The following is a 13,614-nucleotide window of genomic DNA, read 5'->3' as shown; positions in this document are numbered from 1 at the left end:
CGCAGTAGTCCCAGCTGCGATAGGCCCGCGTGAGCCGCTTTTGCAGGGGGTGGCCGTATTTGCCGAGCACCTCTTCGATGATGTCGGGAACGGTCTTGTTCTGGAATATCTTGAAGTCGCTCTTGCGTGTGGCCAGCCACAGCCAGGGCTGCAGGCGCAGCCGGTAGGAGTAATACCGGTGGTCTTCGCCTTGCAGGCCGAACCGGGTGACGATGCCGTCCAGGTAGCGCCGGCCGCCGCCTTCGGTCTCCACCTCCACCGTGGCGTGCTTGCCCAGCAACGCCTTGGGGTCGAGGGATTTGCTCTCGCTCAGCAGATCCACATCCAACGCAAACAGCTCGCTCAAGGATTCCTTGCCCTGCAGGCGGCGAAACTGCAGCTGTTCTCCCAATGGCGTTTGGATCGTGACGCGGCGTGTCATGTGAGCAGGCCCCTATCGGCGTAATCGCTGTGATTAGAGGCCGCGATCATAGCCACCAATAATGACAATCCATCGATTAAACAAGGCCAGCTCAAGGGCATTGCACGACACGCATCTCAAAGAGGCATCAGAACACACCGCATCCCCTGCATGCAATGCGGCCGGCATGCCAAGCCACCGTCTTGGCGCCAAGCCCAATATTGCCCTGGTGGTCCAGGAAGCCGCCCTGTGGAGCCGACCAGCCGCACCACCGCACGTTCGACTGCGGCGCCTCCTTCGGGTCTTCTTCTGGTGGCGCACTTGCGCCGTCGCTTGCTGCTCGTCCTTCTCAAACAGCGGGGCCGCGGCCCGATACGGCATTGACCGCCCTAGGCGCATCGGCCGATTGATGCTCCAAGCCACCACCCGCTACAGCGCCAGCGCCGTCTCGGTGCGCTGGACTTCGCCCAGTGGCATGGATTCGGTCCGACAGCCTTTCTTCAAGCAGACGGGCTGGACACGGAAGCGCTGTCAGGACAAGGAATTGCCAAGCCTTTTCGAGAGGCTCCCCTTCGATGCGGGATTGACGGCAACGCCAATTTTCTGGGCGGTATTTTGGTTGATTTTATTGGTTTCAATCACTGGCACTCCATTTTTATTGACTGGAACACCCGCCGCGTTGATAGAAATCTTGTTTCTATAGGCGTATTCTGGATACATGACCTTTTCCACCGAAAAAACACGAGAACCACCTTCCAGTCCATACCTTTTCTGCAAGGCAGACAATTTGGTGGACGGATAAAGTAGATTATTTGTTTCGGAGGTGCATCGATTGATCACATCCAGACCCCGGGAAGAAATATTGTTCAAGGCGGCTGCCTTGACTTCGCTGGGCAGTGCGGCGGCGAATATAAGGATATCGCTCTGCAATTCCGATACCTCTGCATTGTCCGACGAGGCACCTGCCCTGTCTTCGGCAGCTTGCACTCCAACATCGTCCGTCGATTTTCGAACATATCTGATTTTACTGGCGTCACCCTGCGCGACAGAGAAATCACTGCGATCAATGATATTGGCTTCGGCGCAGATATCCAAAAAAGCCTCGGCCCTTTCGCAAGCACCTTGATCAATATCAACCAACTGGATTTTGGCGCCCGAATGAATATGGTACATCATGGCGGAAAGCGGAAAACCGGCACCGACGAATGAAATGGTCTTGCCCTTCAGATCAGGAATTGAACTGTCTTTCGTCAACAAGCGCAGCTCATTCTCCGCCATCTTGTCGTAATTATCGAGGTATGGAAAAGAGAACTGATGGCTTTCCTGCACGCCGGCAATCTTTTTGCTGCTCGGAACATCGAACACGATCTTTTTCAAATGTGCGGTTTTATCGTCTTTATTATTCAAACCGGCATGCAGCACAGGAATGCTTGTATTTTTAAAAACAGTGAAAATGTAGTCCAAAGCAATTCTTTCCATCTCCCCTTCTGAAAGATTGGAAATTTCTTGCAGATCTGAGGCGATGTCGTTCAGATTTTTTTGTATGGCCCGGGACTGTTCGGCAGAATAATCCTCGTTGCATGTCGTCACCAGTGAATTCAGACATTCATTGACTTCATCGCAAGGTTCGAGCCCGTTGGCTATGTACGCTTGCGTGCGATTTTGATCATTCTTCACATGCTCTTTGTGCGCATCGAGCCGAGGCTTCATCTTTGCGTGAATCAACCTGATTTTTCTGACGGTTTCCTCCACACGCTCTTTATTGGCCTGACTCGCAGTTGTCAACTGCTGGATATCTGCATTTCGAGGCGCCGCGATCTTCGAACTTTTGCTGGAGGCCCCGCTTCGGATGGTTGGAAGGCCAATGGCACGTGCGGCCGTCGATAGCACTTTCCCCGCTTTCGAACAGCCCCCATGTTGCGTGCGCTGCAGATCTGGCTGGGAGTCCTTGTCCTTCGGAGGCAAGACGCATTTGAGTAGTCCGCGATGGGCGTCAATCTTCATGATTCTCAATTTCATTTAAAAAAGGAGTGCGCATAATCGACAGGGACGACGCTGTCCCAGTCCAGGAATGCGAAGCTCTGTCGCTTTTTGCGAAGTCGCCGATGTGTCCGCTGATGTGCTCGGTTGGTACCGGGTCGTCGGCGCCCTGTGGATGGGCACGTACCCGTGTGTAATGAATGACGTCGAGGGCATTGCATTGCGGATCCAGGCCACAAAACACATCGGAGTATTCATTCCATGCCCTTGCCGTGTCCGACACCCGATCAACGTTTCGTTAAATCATTTCAAAGAAATGGCAATCCAGTCAGCACGTGACGACGACGTGTGAGCGGCGCTCTCAAATCTCTCGACGAGCCCCCTCGCAGCGGTCGCCTCAGCGCCAGAAAATCGCAGCCATCGCCTGCTCCCGAAAGCCGACTCGCATGCCCCGCTTTGCCGCCAACCTGTCCCTGCTCTACCCGGAGTTCGATTTCCTCGACCGTTTCGCCGCTGCTTCACGCGACGGCTTTCGTGGGGTGGAATTTCTCTTTCCCTACGCCCACCCGCCCGCCGAACTGGCGGCGCGCCTACAGGCCCATGGCCTCGAACAGGTGCTGTTCAATGCGCCACCGGGCCAATGGGACGCGGGCGAGCGCGGCACGGCCTGCCTGCCGGGGCGGGAGGCGGAGTTTCGCGCCGGCATGGTGCAGGCGATCGATTACGCGCAAGCGCTGCAGTCGCCGCGCATCCACGTGATGGCGGGGCTGCTGCCGGCCGGCCGCACGCGGGGCGAGGTGCGCGCCACCTATGTGGCCAACTTGCGCGTGGCGGCCGCGATGGCCGCGCCGCACGGTCTGCAGATCCTCATCGAACCCATCAACGGACGGGACATGCCCGGCTACTTTTTGAATCGCCAGGACGAGGCCCATGCGCTGCTGGCCGAGATCGGCGCGCCGAACGTCCAGGTGCAGATGGACCTGTACCACTGCCAGATCGTCGAAGGCGACCTGGCCACCCAGATCCGCCAGTACGTGCCCACGGGCCGGGTGGGCCACATCCAGATCGCGGGTGTGCCCGAGCGGCACGAGCCGGATGTGGGCGAGGTCCACTACCCCTACCTGTTCCAGTTGCTGGACGAACTCGGCTACCCGGGCTGGATCGGTTGCGAATACCGGCCCGCGCGCGGCGCGGCACCCGGGGGCACCAGCGCGGGACTCGGCTGGCTGCGGCCCTTCTTGTAAGGGGTCGGCGGCGCGTGCCCATCCCCAGGCCAGGGCCCCCTCGCGCTATTGGCTGACACGGCAGGCCGGCCAACGGGGATGAAATGGCACATCGCCCGGCGCCCGCCGGCCGGCCTTTCCTTCACTCTCTACCGATCATTCCCCGATGCCACGTCTTTCCCAGAAAACCGCCCTCGTCACCGGCAGCACCCAGGGCATCGGCGCCGCGATCGCGTTGCGCTTCGCCCGCGAGGGCGCCGACGTCGTGCTCAACGGCCGCAAGCCCGATGGCGGCCCGCGCGAACTCATCGAGCAGATCCAGGCGCTGGGCCGCCGCGCGGTCTACGTGCCGGCCGACATCGGCACCGCCAGCGCGGCCGCCCAACTGGTCGAGCGCGCGGTCGAGGCGCTGGGCGGCCTGGACATCCTGGTCAACAACGCTGGCGTGGAGCGCCATGCCGATTTCTGGGACGTGACCGAAGAAGACTACGACCTGGTGATGGACACGAACGTGAAGGGCCTGTTCTTCGCCACCCAGGCCTTCGTGCGCCACCGCCGCGCGCTGCAGCGCGGCGGCGCCGTGGTGAACATCAGCTCGGTGCACGAAGAGATCGCGTTCCCGCACTTCGCCTCGTACTGCGCGAGCAAGGGCGCCTTGCGCATGCTGGCACGCAACCTGGCCAGCGAACTGGCGCCGCTGTCGATCCGCATCAACAACGTGGCGCCCGGCGCGATCGCCACGCCCATCAACGAAAAGCTGCTGAACGACCCCGCCAAGCTCAAGGCCCTGCAAGCGCAGATTCCGATGGGCCGGCTGGGAGTGCCGGAGGACGTGGCGGGGCTGGTGGCATTCCTGGCGAGCGAGGACGCGGGCTACATCACCGGCGGCACGCATTCGGTGGATGGCGGGCTGACCTACCACTACACGGAGCAGTGAAGGGGCGGCGGCGCCCGTTCAATGGAGTGAATGGACTGGCGCCAGGCCGGTCCGGCGCAAGGCGCATACAGGTCGTGCGTTGAAAAGGCCTCCGCCGCAATAAGTACTAGGGCGTATAGCTATATTTTTGATAGCAACCGCTTTTGATCTTCTTCACCTTCCTCGCGCCGGGATGCTCTGCTGTGCGCAAGGGGTGTCGTCAGACCCCGTCGCCCAGTTCCTGCCGCGTGGGCAGCCCGTCCGAGTCGCCCGGAAACTGCACCACCCGCGCGCCGATGGCGTTGCCGCGCGCCGCGGCGCGGGCCAGGTCCAGCCCTTCGAGCAGCCCGCTGACCACGCCCACTGCGAAGCCGTCGCCAGCGCCGACCGTGTCCACCACGCGGGCCACCGGGCGCCCGGGCGCTGTGCCCCGCGCACCGCCCTGCTGGGCGTAGAAGGCGCCTTCCGGCCCGAGCTTCACGACCACCTGCCGCGCGCCCTGGGCGAGATAGAAGTCGGCCACGCCCTCGGCGGTATCGCGCCCCGTGAGGGTGCGGCCTTCGCCCAGGCCCGGCAGCACGGTGTCGCACAGCGCCGCCAGGGCGTTGATGCATTCGGCCATGGCCTCGGGTGAGGGCCACAGCCGGGGCCGCAGGTTGGGGTCGAACGAAATCGTGGCGCCCGCCGCGCGCGCCTGCCGCGCGAGGTGAAAGGCCAGTTCGCGCGTGCTGGGCGACAGCGCCGGCGTGATGCCGGTCAGGTGCAGGTGGCGGGCCGGGAACGCGCCTTGCGGCGCATCGGCCAGTCCCAGGTGGCTCGCGGCCGAGCCCTTTCGGAAATATTCGATCTGCGGGTCGCTGCCGTCCTCGGCGCGGGTCTTGAGCATGAAGCCCGTGGGGTGCGCCGCATCGGTGGCGACGTGGCGGCGGTCGATGCCCTCGCGCTCCATCTCGCCCTGCAGGAAGCGGCCGAACGAATCCGCGCCCAGCCGCGTGATGTAGCCGGTGCGCAGGCCCAGCCGCGCCAGGCCGGTGGCCACGTTCAGCTCGGCACCGGCCGCCGCGCGGCGGTAGTCGGCCACGGCATGCAACTCGCCCGGCGCGGTGGCCATGAAAAGCGCCATGGGCTCGCCCACGGTCAGAACGTCGAGCGCAAGGGAGTCGGGTTGCATCGGGGGCGTCGTCCATCCACAGAGTTATCGGTTTTTCGTCACATCACGGCCCCGAGCTGCCAGGGCAGGAATTCGTTGTCGCCCAGGCCGTTGTCCTCGCTCTTGCTGCGCTGCCCCGAGGCCGTGGCGATCATGAGGCGAAACAGCGCTTCGCCGGCCTCGGCGATGCTCTGGCGCCCCTCCACGATGCCACCGCAGTCGAAGTCCATGTCGAGCACCATGCGCTGGAACATGGGCGTGTTGGTGGCCAGCTTGAGCGAGGGCGTGGGCTTGCAGCCGTAGGTCGAGCCCCGGCCGGTGGTGAAGCAGATCAGGTTGGCGCCGCCGGCCACCTGGCCGGTGGCGGACACGGGGTCGTAGCCGGGCGTGTCCATGAACACCAGGCCCTGCGTGCGCACGGGCTCGGCGTAGCCCACCACGTCCATCAGCCCGGAGGAGCCAGCCTTGGCGACCGCGCCCAGCGACTTCTCCAGGATGGTGGTAATGCCGCCGGCCTTGTTGCCGGGCGAGGGGTTGTTGTTCAGGTCGCCGCCGTGCAGCGCTGCGTAGCGCTCCCACCAGGCCAGGCGATCCAGCAGCTTGGCCGCGACCTCGGGCGTGGCGGCGCGGTGCGTGAGCAGGTGCTCGGCGCCGTAGATCTCGGGCGTCTCCGACAGGATGGCCGTGCCGCCGTGGCGCACCAGCAGGTCCACCGCCGCGCCCAGCGCCGGGTTGGCGCTGATGCCCGAGTAGCCGTCCGATCCGCCGCACTGCAGGCCCACCGCCAGGTGCCGCAGCGGCACCGGCTCGCGCCGCGCTGCGTTGGCCTGGACGAGCATGTCACCGAGGATGGCCTTGCCGTGTGCGATGGTCTCGCGCGTACCGCCCTCGTCCTGGATGGTGAGTGTGGCGAACAGGCCGGGCGCGCGCGCCGTCAGCGTCTCCACCAGCGGCGCGATCTGGTTGACCTCGCAGCCCAGGCCGATGACCAGCACGCCGGCGAAGTTGGGGTGGTTGGCGTAGCCGCGCAGCGTGCGCTGCAGCAGTTCCAGCCCCTCGCCATTGCCCCCCATGCCGCAGCCGCTGCCGTGGGTGATGGCGACCACGCCGTCCACCTGCGGGTACGCGGCCAGCGCCTCGCCCCTGAAGGCGTCGGCGATGTGGCGGCACACGGTGGCCGAGCAGTTCACGCTGGCGATCACGCCCAGGTAGTTGCGCGTGGCCACGCGGCCGTCGGCGCGCACGAAGCCGTCGAAGGTCAGCGTTTCTTGCAACGCGCCCGACGCGGGCGTGGGCCGGTAGCCCGCGCCCGCGCTGTGGCCGTGGCTGGATGCCGCCATGCCCACGTTGTGCACGTGCACGTGGTCGCCGGCCGCGATGTCGGCCGTGGCGATGCCGATGCCCTGGCCGTACTTGAGCACGGCCGCGCCGCGCGGGATGGACACGAGCGCCACCTTGTGGCCCGAGGCGATGGGCTCGCGGACCTGCACGGTGTGCCCGCCGATGGCCAGGCGCGTGCCGGCCTCCAGCGCCTGGCGCGCCACGGCCACGTTGTCGGCAGCGCCCAGCTGAAGGGCCAGGGGCGGGGTGGACTGCAGGTCGGTATTCATCGTCGGGGCTGCGCGGCAGGGCTGTGGCAAACAGGGAATGAAAGGGTCAGGCGGCGGCGAGGGCCGCCTTCAGGCGCGGCTGGGCCAGGTGCGGGGCGTGCTCGGCCGCCAGGGCCACGAGGGGGCCGAAGCGGCGCTGCTTCTTTTGCGCATGGTTCTGCGCGATGTCGGCGATGCGGTGGTCCAGGAACGGGTTTTCGAAGCGCTCGCGCACATCGACGAGGTAGGCCTCGGCCTGCGCCCGTGCGCCCAGGGCGCCGAACACGGGCAGGATCTCCTCGGCCCACAGCGCCTCCAGCCCGGCACGCAGCGCGGCATCGGCCATGGCATCGCGCACGGTCTCGCCGGCGGCGCGGCCTTCCTGCTGCCAGCGCTCGGCCAGGTAGGTGTGGCCGGCGTTGAGCAGCAGCAGCTTGAGCCGCTCGTAGAACGCCAAGTCGTCGGTGAGCACGATGGCCGGGTGCGTGCACGGCAGCGTGAGGCGCGGGTGGCGCTCGACCACCCAGACGGCATAGGGCTCGGCCACCGCGCCCACGGGCGCGATGGCCTCGGACACGATGCGGTCCACCAGCGAATTGGCCCACACGCAGTGCGCCGTGAGCCAGTCGATGCATTCGGCCGGCAGCGCCCATTGGCGCGCCAGGCCCGCGACCACATCGCGCAGCACGTCGCCGTTGCGCTCGACCAGTTCGCACGGCAGCAGCGTGATGGGCGCCTGCGGCGCGGCCTGCCAGCGGCCGTGCAGCAGCACCAGCAGCTTGGCGGGAAAGCTGTGCGGCGGCGCGCTGCCCGGGCGCAGCGCGGCAGGGCCGTCGCGGTCGTCGAGCAGGTAGCCGCGGTCTGCGGTGTTGGAGACGATCACGCGCACCGGTCCGGCCACGGCAGCGCGCAGCTCGGGCCAGTGCGTGGCGGCCTGCCAGGCCTCGCGCACCGCCGTGCATTGCACGGTGCGGTCCACGCGCTCGCCGCCGGCGAGACCCCGGATGCGCACGGGGTAGCCCTCGCCGCGCGCCAGCGCCGCGATGCGGGCCGCGCCGTCGGGGCGGTCGGTGGTCTGCACCACGGTGATGCCGCCCAGCGCATCGCCCGCGCCGGGAGCGCCCGCCAGCGCCTCGGACACGAACAGATCGACGTGCGCCTGCAGGAACCGGCTGGTGCCGAACTGGAGGATGGGTTGGACCATGGCAGCGCGTTCCTCAGACTTCGACCAGGGCCTTGACCACGCCCTGGGCGGGGTCCAGCAGCCGCGCGAAATCGGCCGGCACGTCGGCCAGGGCCATGCGGTGCGTGTTGAGCGCCGCCGTGGGCACCTGGCCCGCGCGCATGGCGGCCAGCACGGTCTCGAAGTCTTCGGTGGTGGCGTTGCGGCTGCCCAGCAGCGTGGTCTCGCGCTTGTGGAATTCGGGGTCGGAGAAGGTGATGGTGTCGCGCACCACCGAGATCAGCACGTACTTGCCGCCGTGCGCCACGAAGCCGAAGCCGCGCTCGATGGCCTTGGCATTGCCCGTGGCATCGAACACCTGGTCGTAGAACTCGCCGCCCGTGGCAGCGGACAGCTGGGCCTCGTCGCCCTCGCCCAGCGCCACGGCATGGGCCACGCCCAGCTCGCGCTGGCAAAAGGCCACGCGGTCCTGGCGTCCGTCGATGGCCGTCACCTCGGCGCCGCGCAGCTTCGCGAAGATCATGGCGGCCATGCCGATCGGGCCGGCCCCCACCACCAGCACGCGCTGGCCGGGCTGCACGTCGCCCCGGCGCACGGCGTGCGCGCCGATGGCGAGGAACTCGATCATCGCGGCCTGGTCCAGCGTGGCGCCCTCGGCACGGTGCACGAAGGCCTCGGGCAGCGAAAGCACCTCGGTGAACGCGCCGTCGCGGTGCACGCCCAGCACCTGGATGTTGACGCAGCAATTGGTCTTGCCCTGCCGGCAGGCCACGCAGGTGCCGCACGACAGGTAGGGCATGACATAGACCACGTCGCCCACCGCCAGGCGCCCGCCGGGCACGGCCTCTTCCACCACGCCCGACAGTTCGTGCCCCATCACCCGCGGGTACTGCAGGAACGGCTGATTGCCCGTGTAGATGTGCAGGTCGGTGCCGCACACGCCCACGCGCTTGACGCGCAGCAGCACTTCGCCTTCGCCGCGCACGGGGCGTTCGCGCTCCACGGCGCGCAGGGTGCCAGGGGTTTCACAGATGACGGTCAGCATGGGGGGCTCGCAATGCAGGAAAAAGAGGGGTGGGTGGGTCGGTGGAATGGGCTGCTGGCTCAGTTGCCGCCGTGGTACTTCTTGTAGATCGCCACGAGCTTGCCGTTCTCGGTGTTCTTGGTGATCCAGTCGTTGATCCAGGCCTTCAGCTCGGGCTCGTTCTTGCGCAGGCCGACGCCCAGCGGCACCTTCTGCATGACGAACTTCTGCACCAGGTCCTTCTGCGGCGATTTCGCCAGGACCGTGTTCACGATGGCGGGCGAGGTGGCGATGATGTCCGCCTGCCCGCTCACCGCGGCGGTGACCAGCGTGGCGTCGTCGTCGAAGCGCACGATCTGCGCGCCCTTGGCGCCCTGCGTGACGACCTTGTCGTTGTTGGAGCCGCGCGTGGTGGCCACGCGCTTGCCCTGCAGGTCTTCGAAGCCCTTGATGTCCGCGGCCTTTGGGGCGGCGACCACGGCGAGGATCTGCGCGTAGGGCACCGAAAAGTCGATGACCTTCTCGCGCTCGGGTGTGACCGACAGCGAGGCGACCACGATGTCGGCCTTGCCCGTCTGCAGGAACGGGATGCGGTTGGGGCTGGTGGTCTGCACCATCTCCAGGGCCACGCCCAGGTCCTGCGCCAGCAGCTGCGCGGTCTCCACATCGGAGCCCACGGGCTTCATCGCGTCGTCCACGAAGCCGTAGGGCGGCGATCCGGTGTCGAGAGCGATGCGGATCTTCTTGGCCTCGCGGATGTCCTTGAGCAGATCGGCATGGGCGCTGCCGGCGCCGAAGGCCATCAGGGCGGCCGAGGCCAGCAGGGTGCGCAGCAGGAAGGAACGCGGTGTTGTCATGGGGCTTTGTCTCCGTGTGAAAAGGAAGGGTTGGGGGTCGGCCCCGTCTGGCGCGGGGCTCGGGAATCACCGTGGCGGCGCTACAGGCCGTTGCCGACGAAATCGCGCAGCTCGGTGGTGGCTGGCGCGTCGAGGATCGAGGCCGGACCGTGCTCCCACACGCGGCCCCGGTGCATGAAGATGACCTCGTCGGCCACCTTGCGCGCAAAGCCCATCTCGTGCGTGACGAGGATCATGGTCATGCCGCCTTCGGCCAGCTTTTCCATCACGCGCAGCACCTCGCCGGTCAGTTGCGGGTCCAGCGCCGAGGTCACCTCGTCGAACAGCATCAGCTGCGGCTGCATGGCCAGCGAGCGGGCGATGGCCACGCGCTGCTGCTGGCCGCCCGACAGCTGCGAGGGGTAGCAGTCGGCCTTGTCGGACAGGCCCACCTGCGCCAGCACGGCCTGGGCGCGCTCGCGCACCTCGGCCTTGGCGGCCTTTTGCACCAGGCGCGGGGCCAGCATGATGTTCTCCAGCACGGTGAGGTGCGGGAACAGGTTGTAGCTCTGGAACACGATGCCCACGTCGCGGCGCAACTGGTGCAGGTTCAGCCCCGGCGCGGTCACCTCGTGGCCGCACACGCGGATGCGGCCGGCATCCACCGTCTCCAGCCGGTCGATGCAGCGCAGCGCCGTGCTCTTGCCCGATCCGCTCTGGCCGATGATGGCGACCACCGAGCCCTTGTTCACCGTGAACGACACGCCTTCCAGCACGCGGGTGGAGCCGAAGCACTTGGAGATGTTCTCGATCTCAACGATGGGCGACATGAAAGCTCCTCTCCAGGCGCCGGCTCAGCACCGACAGCGGATAACACAGGGCGAAATACAGGGCCGCCACGATCACGAAGATCACGAACGGCTCGAAGGTGGAGTTGTTGATGATCTGGCCCGCCCGCGCCAGCTCAACGAAGCCGATGGCCGAGGCCAGCGAGGTGTTCTTGACGATCTGCACCATGAAGCCCACGGTGGGCGGCGTGGCGATCTTCACGGCCTGCGGCAGGATCACGTGCCACACGCGCTGGTGCCAGCGCAGGGCCAGGCATTCCGCGGCCTCGGCCTGCGTGCGCGGCACCGACTCGATGCAGCCACGCCAGATCTCGCCCAGGTAGGCCGACACGTAGATCGACAGCGCCAGCGCCGCTGCCGTGAGCGGCGCCACGTTGAACCCGAGCGAGGGCAGGCCGAAATACGCCAGCGGCAGCAGCACCAACAGCGGCGTGCCCTGGATCAGCTTGATGTAGAGGGACACGGCCACGCGCGACCAGCGCGGCCCGTACGAGCTGCCGAGCGCCACGGCAAAGCCGAGCAGCCCGCCGCCAGCGAACGCCAGCAGCGAAAGCCCCACGGTCCACAGCAGGCCGTCGAACAGGAATTGAAGGTGCGATGCGTTGAGAAAGCCCATGGTGCGTGCCTGCGGCTTTTAAAGGGGGGTACCCAGGCGCCGGCGGCGCGGGAAGGCGACCATGGCCACCAGCCACAGCGCGCCGCGCATCACCAGCGACATGGCCAGGTACGCCGCGGCCACGATGAGATAGGTCTCCACCGAGCGGAAGGTGTCCGACTGGATGCGGTTGGCCACCGCCGTCAGCTCCTCCGCCGAGATCTGCGAGCAGATCGACGAGGCCAGCATCAGCAGCACGTACTGGCTGGACAGCGCCGGGTACACACGCTCGATGGCCGGCGGCAGCACCACATGGCGCAGCGTCTGCCAGCGCGACAGGCCCATGCACTCGGCCGCTTCCAGCTGGCTTTTGGGAATCGACTCGATGCCGGCCCGCACGATCTCGCTGGTGTAGGCCCCTACGTTCACCACCAGCGCCACGATGGCCGCGGTGAACGCGCCTACCTGCAAGCCCAGCGAGGCCAGCCCGAAGTACACGATGAACACCTGCACCAGCAGCGGCGTGTTGCGGATGACCTCGATGTATACCCCCGCCAGCCGGGCCAGCCAGCGCGAGCGGCCGGTATTGGCCAGGGCGCAGAAGACGCCCACCAGGAAGCCGAAGAAGGTCGATGCCAGCGACAGCGACAGCGTGGTCCACGCCCCTGCCAGGAGATCGGGCCAGTAGGCCAGCGGCGCGGAGAAGTCGAAAGCGTAGTTCAAGGCAGTGTCGGCGTGCGGACCGCTCGGCGGCCCATCGCAGGGGTTTTTGGTAAGGCCAATTTGAGCGCCAAATTCAAATTGGCCTTACCGGGTTAACCCCAGCCGCAGGGTTTTCAGCGATCCAATGCTTGGAATCTGGTGATTTCACCCCCTACACTGCGCGCAATCCTTTTTTGGTCAGGCCATATGGGTCTGGCCAATTCAATCCACACGTTTGATGAACGACTCGACCAAAGCCCTCGAATCCCGGCGCCTGTACCAGCAGATCGCGGACAAGGTGCGCCTGCTGATTCAGCAGGGCGATTACCGGGAAGGCAGCCGCCTGCCGCCCGAGCGCGATCTGGCGCAGCAGCTGGGCGTGTCACGCCCCTCGCTGCGCGAGGCGCTGATCGCGCTGGAGATCGAGGGCAGCGTGGAGATCCGCATGGGTTCGGGCGTGTACGTGTGCAGCCGCGCGCTGCGGCGCTCCGCCCTGCCCCCTTCCATGGGCGAGAGCCCGGCCGAACTGATGCAGGCGCGGGGCGCGGTGGAGGGGGCGGTCATCGTGCTGGCGTGCGTGCATGCCACGCCGGACGGCCTGGCCCGCGTGCAGGCGAGCATCGACGCCATGCGCGCCGACATCGCGGCCGGGCGCGACGTGCTGGAGCACGACCGCGAGTTCCACGTGCGCATCGCGGAGATGACCGGCAACTCGGTGCTGGTGCGACTGGTGGGCAGCCTGTTCGACGAGCGCCGCGGGCCGCTGGCCAGCCACATGCGCGAGCGGCTGGAAGGCCAGCCGACCTGGCACGCGGCCCTGGCCGAGCATGAGCAGATCTACCGCTGCCTCGCGGCCCGCGACCCCTTGCTGGCGGAGTCGGCCATGCGATCGCACATCCGCGCGGCGGCGGACCGATGGGTCATGCCCTGAGCTTCGGCACCGAGCACTGAGCGTCGGGCGCGGCGCCCTGCTCTTTTTTCCTTCGCTGCTTCTTCACCGTCGCGCCGAGCCTCACGCCGGATGCGCCACTCCGTCCTGTTGCCGCTGCCTGGACCACCGTGCTCTGGGGGCCGAGCCGTGGCCTGCGCGACTGGCTGCCAACGAGCGCACACCCAGGAAACGTTTGCACACGTTTGAAATGAAAATGGCATAATTAATAAAAATGAT

13 protein-coding genes are annotated in these 13,614 nt (G+C 66.5%); 3 read left to right on the top strand and 10 right to left on the bottom strand.

Annotated features, from left to right (window positions below; all coding sequences use genetic code 11):
* Both AVKW3434_RS06445 and AVKW3434_RS06440 read right to left on the bottom strand, forming a co-directional pair.
* A partial coding sequence (locus AVKW3434_RS06445) for a contractile injection system protein, VgrG/Pvc8 family (protein ID WP_284405186.1) occupies window positions 1–421 on the bottom strand: 421 nt, incomplete at its 3' end.
* A gap of 510 nt (window positions 422–931) precedes the next feature.
* Window positions 932–2,404 (bottom strand): class I SAM-dependent methyltransferase, encoded by a 1,473-nt coding sequence (locus AVKW3434_RS06440; RefSeq protein WP_284405185.1) that lies wholly within the window; start codon window positions 2,402–2,404, stop codon window positions 932–934.
* Between the two features lie 422 nt (window positions 2,405–2,826).
* Between AVKW3434_RS06440 and otnI the strand changes: the two genes are divergently transcribed.
* The gene (gene otnI / locus AVKW3434_RS06435; RefSeq protein ID WP_284405184.1) at window positions 2,827–3,624 is read left to right on the top strand and encodes a 2-oxo-tetronate isomerase; all 798 of its coding nucleotides are present in this window, start codon (window positions 2,827–2,829) and stop codon (window positions 3,622–3,624) included.
* A gap of 145 nt (window positions 3,625–3,769) precedes the next feature.
* Window positions 3,770–4,540, top strand: a complete 771-nt coding sequence (locus AVKW3434_RS06430) for an SDR family NAD(P)-dependent oxidoreductase (protein WP_284405183.1) — start codon at window positions 3,770–3,772, stop codon at window positions 4,538–4,540.
* Between the two features lie 199 nt (window positions 4,541–4,739).
* On the opposite strand, the gene AVKW3434_RS06425 is transcribed toward AVKW3434_RS06430, so the two are convergent.
* The 8 genes from AVKW3434_RS06425 to AVKW3434_RS06390 form a co-directional block, all read right to left on the bottom strand.
* Window positions 4,740–5,690 (bottom strand): sugar kinase, encoded by a 951-nt coding sequence (locus tag AVKW3434_RS06425; RefSeq protein ID WP_284405182.1) that lies wholly within the window; start codon window positions 5,688–5,690, stop codon window positions 4,740–4,742.
* A 38-nt stretch (window positions 5,691–5,728) separates the two neighbouring features.
* The gene (locus AVKW3434_RS06420; protein ID WP_284405181.1) at window positions 5,729–7,279 is read right to left on the bottom strand and encodes a UxaA family hydrolase; all 1,551 of its coding nucleotides are present in this window, start codon (window positions 7,277–7,279) and stop codon (window positions 5,729–5,731) included.
* Between the two features lie 46 nt (window positions 7,280–7,325).
* Window positions 7,326–8,462: a mannitol dehydrogenase family protein gene (locus AVKW3434_RS06415; protein WP_284405180.1), complete on the bottom strand. Its 1,137-nt coding sequence runs from the start codon at window positions 8,460–8,462 to the stop codon at window positions 7,326–7,328.
* A 13-nt stretch (window positions 8,463–8,475) separates the two neighbouring features.
* Window positions 8,476–9,486: a zinc-binding alcohol dehydrogenase family protein gene (locus AVKW3434_RS06410; protein ID WP_284396881.1), complete on the bottom strand. Its 1,011-nt coding sequence runs from the start codon at window positions 9,484–9,486 to the stop codon at window positions 8,476–8,478.
* Window positions 9,487–9,545: 59 nt separating this feature from the next.
* The gene (locus tag AVKW3434_RS06405) at window positions 9,546–10,322 is read right to left on the bottom strand and encodes a transporter substrate-binding domain-containing protein (RefSeq protein WP_272567691.1); all 777 of its coding nucleotides are present in this window, start codon (window positions 10,320–10,322) and stop codon (window positions 9,546–9,548) included.
* An 80-nt stretch (window positions 10,323–10,402) separates the two neighbouring features.
* The gene (locus AVKW3434_RS06400; RefSeq protein ID WP_284405179.1) at window positions 10,403–11,131 is read right to left on the bottom strand and encodes an amino acid ABC transporter ATP-binding protein; all 729 of its coding nucleotides are present in this window, start codon (window positions 11,129–11,131) and stop codon (window positions 10,403–10,405) included.
* The gene (locus AVKW3434_RS06395) at window positions 11,115–11,765 is read right to left on the bottom strand and encodes an amino acid ABC transporter permease (protein ID WP_284405178.1); all 651 of its coding nucleotides are present in this window, start codon (window positions 11,763–11,765) and stop codon (window positions 11,115–11,117) included. Before AVKW3434_RS06395 ends, AVKW3434_RS06400 begins: the two co-directional genes overlap by 17 nt.
* A gap of 18 nt (window positions 11,766–11,783) precedes the next feature.
* Window positions 11,784–12,467, bottom strand: coding sequence for an amino acid ABC transporter permease (locus AVKW3434_RS06390; RefSeq protein ID WP_272551408.1), 684 nt, complete (start codon window positions 12,465–12,467; stop codon window positions 11,784–11,786).
* A 217-nt stretch (window positions 12,468–12,684) separates the two neighbouring features.
* Here AVKW3434_RS06390 and AVKW3434_RS06385 point away from each other — a divergent pair, with 217 nt between their 5' ends.
* The gene (locus tag AVKW3434_RS06385; protein WP_284405177.1) at window positions 12,685–13,377 is read left to right on the top strand and encodes a FadR/GntR family transcriptional regulator; all 693 of its coding nucleotides are present in this window, start codon (window positions 12,685–12,687) and stop codon (window positions 13,375–13,377) included.
* Window positions 13,378–13,614 lie beyond the last annotated feature (237 nt).

This window comes from Acidovorax sp. SUPP3434 (assembly GCF_030159015.1).
GTDB lineage: Bacteria > Pseudomonadota > Gammaproteobacteria > Burkholderiales > Burkholderiaceae_C > Paracidovorax.
This window is presented reverse-complemented; position numbering and strand designations above follow the sequence as displayed.